Here is a 2,403-nt window from a genome sequence, read left to right as displayed (position 1 = left end):
CGCGGCTCGCGCGGCACGAGGTGCAGGCTGAGCTCGGCGCCGCCCGCGACGTCCGGCGGATAGCGATCGGACACCACCAGCACGTCGCGCGGCGGCAGGCCGCCGGGCAGTTCGCCGGATGCGGGCATCGACGGTCAGTCCGCCAGCACCTCGAAGCGGTCGACGTCCACCATCCCCATGTCGGTGATCTTGAGATGCGGGATCACCGCCAGCGGCAGGAAGGCGACCTGCAGGAACGGCTCGGACAGCCGGCAGCCGAGCTCGCGCGCAGCGGCGCGCAGCTCGAGCAGCTTCTCGCGCACGCTCTCATGCGGATCGAGGCTCATCAGGCCGGCGAGCGGCAGCGCGAGCTCGCTGCGCACCTCGCCCCCGGCCGCCACCACGATGCCGCCGCCGAGCGCGATCACCCGGTTGGCCGCGATCGCCATGGACTCGGCGTCGGCGCCCACCACGCAGATGTTGTGGCTGTCATGGCCGACCGAGGAGGCGATCGCGCCGCGCTCGAGATCAAAACCCTTCACGAAGCCGCGGCCGATGTTCTGGTTGACGCCGTGCCGGGCGATCACCGCGACGGCGGCCGCGTCCTTCTGCGGGTCCGGCGGCACGAAGCCGCCGCGCTCCTTGAGGTCGAGCGTCAGGCTCTCGGTGACGATCTTGCCCGGGATGACGCCGATCACCGGCCGCGGGCCGCCGCGGCCGCGCACGATGAGGTCGGCGGCCGCAACCGGCGCGACCTTCATGCTGTCGAGGCCGACCGGCCGCGGCGCCTTGCGGGCCGCAAGCCGCTCCGGGGTGACCAGCTTGCCCCCCGCGATCACATGCGCGATCTCGCAGCTCTCGTAGTCGGAGAGCAGCACGAGGTCGGCTCGCTTCCCCGGCCCCACGAGGCCGCGGTCGCGCAGCCCGAAGGCGTTCGCGGCCGACCAGCTGGCGACCCGGTAGACATGAGCGGCCGGGACGCCCTGCGCGATCGTCCAGCGGATCATGTGGTCGATATGGCCTTCCTCGGCGATCTCGACCGGGTTGCGGTCGTCGGTGCAGAAGCCGATGAAGGCCGAGGTCTCCGGCTGGATCAACGGCCACAACGCGTGCAGGTCCTTGGCGATCGAGCTCTCGCGGATCAGCACGCTCATGCCCTTGCGGAGCTTCTCCAGCGCCTCCTCGTAGGAGGTGGCCTCGTGGTCGGTGCGGATGCCGGCCGCCAGATAGCCGTTGAGGTCCTTGCCGCGGACCAGCGGCGCGTGGCCGTCGATATGGCCGTCCTGGAACGCCGCGAGCTTGGCGAGGCAGCCGGGGTCGCGCGCCAGCACGCCGGGGAAGTTCATGAACTCTGCGAGCCCGATCACCTTCGGATGATCGCGGAACGGCAGCAGATGCTCGATCTCCAGCCGCGCGCCGGAGGTCTCCAGCGGCGAGGCCGGCACGCAGGAGGACAGGTTCACGCGGATGTCCATCATCGCGGCCTCGGCGCCGGCCAGCGCGTACTCGATGCCGCCCTGCCCCAGCACGTTGGCGATCTCGTGCGGGTCCCAGATCGCGGTCGTGACGCCGTGCGGCAGCACGCAGCGGTCGAACTCGTGCGGCGTCAGCAGCGATGATTCGATGTGCAAATGGCTGTCGATGAAGCCCGGAACGACCGTGAGGCCGCGCCCGTCGATGGTCTCCACGCCGTCATAGGAGGCGAAGGTGCCGACGATCGTGTCGCCGCAGATCGCGACGTCGCTCTCAAACAGCGTGGCGGTGACGACGTCGAGCACCTGCGCGCCCTTGATCACCAGATCGGCGAGCTCCAGCCCCCTGCCCTGCACGATCCGCCGCTCGATCGCGGCTTCCTGACCCTCGGACTCGTAGCTCATGTGAAGCCTCTCCCCGCGTGGGCCGCGATCTTGGCCGCGCGCGGCGCGCGGTCAAGCTCGGGCGTTCGCTATCCCTCAGGCATCAGCGCGTAGCGCAGCAGGAACAGCGCCGCCACGATCCAGACGACCGGCTTCGCCTCGCGGGCGCGCCCGGTCACGAGCTTCAGCGCGGCGTAGCCGATGAAGCCGAAGGCGACGCCGTTCGCGATCGAGTAGGTGAACGGCATGGCGAGCGCCGCGACGCAGGCCGGGGCCCATTCGGTGACATCGTCCCAGTCGAGCTCGGCGATGTCGCGCAGCATCAGGCAGGCGACGTAGAGCAGCGCCGGCGCGGTCGCGTAGGCGGGCGCCGAGCCCGCGAGCGGCGCGAAGAACAGGCAGAGGAGGAACAGCGCCGCGACGGTCGCGGCCGTCAGCCCGGTGCGGCCGCCCTCCGCCACGCCGGCGGCGCTCTCCAGATAGGCGGTCGGGCTCGACGTGCCGTCGCACTGAGCCTTCCGGCCTTCGCGGCTGAAGACCTTGCCTCGATCCTGAAGGATCCCAAGCA

At 70.9% G+C, this 2,403-nt stretch carries 2 protein-coding genes; both read right to left on the bottom strand.

Features of this window, described 5'->3' with window-relative positions; all coding sequences use genetic code 11:
* Positions 1–134: 134 nt before the first annotated feature.
* Positions 135–1,856 carry an adenine deaminase gene (ade, locus tag ACIKT0_RS17000; protein WP_407106553.1) on the bottom strand — a complete coding sequence of 574 codons (1,722 nt, stop codon included), beginning with the start codon at positions 1,854–1,856 and terminating at the stop codon, positions 135–137.
* A 68-nt stretch (positions 1,857–1,924) separates the two neighbouring features.
* Positions 1,925–2,403: solute carrier family 23 protein (locus tag ACIKT0_RS16995; protein WP_407106552.1), on the bottom strand; the 479-nt coding region annotated here is incomplete at its 5' end.

It is taken from the genome of Hansschlegelia beijingensis (assembly GCF_045505405.1).
Taxonomy (GTDB): Bacteria; Pseudomonadota; Alphaproteobacteria; order Rhizobiales; family Methylopilaceae; genus Methylopila; species Methylopila beijingensis_A.
Note: the sequence above shows the minus strand (reverse complement) of the source record. Positions and strands in the feature narration are given on the sequence as shown.

Bases quoted from the DNA above. Each gene is read 5' to 3' on its own strand.
- ade (WP_407106553.1), bottom strand. From the start codon at position 1,856: ATGAGCTACGAGTCCGAGGGTCAGGAAGCCGCGATCGAGCGGCGGATC.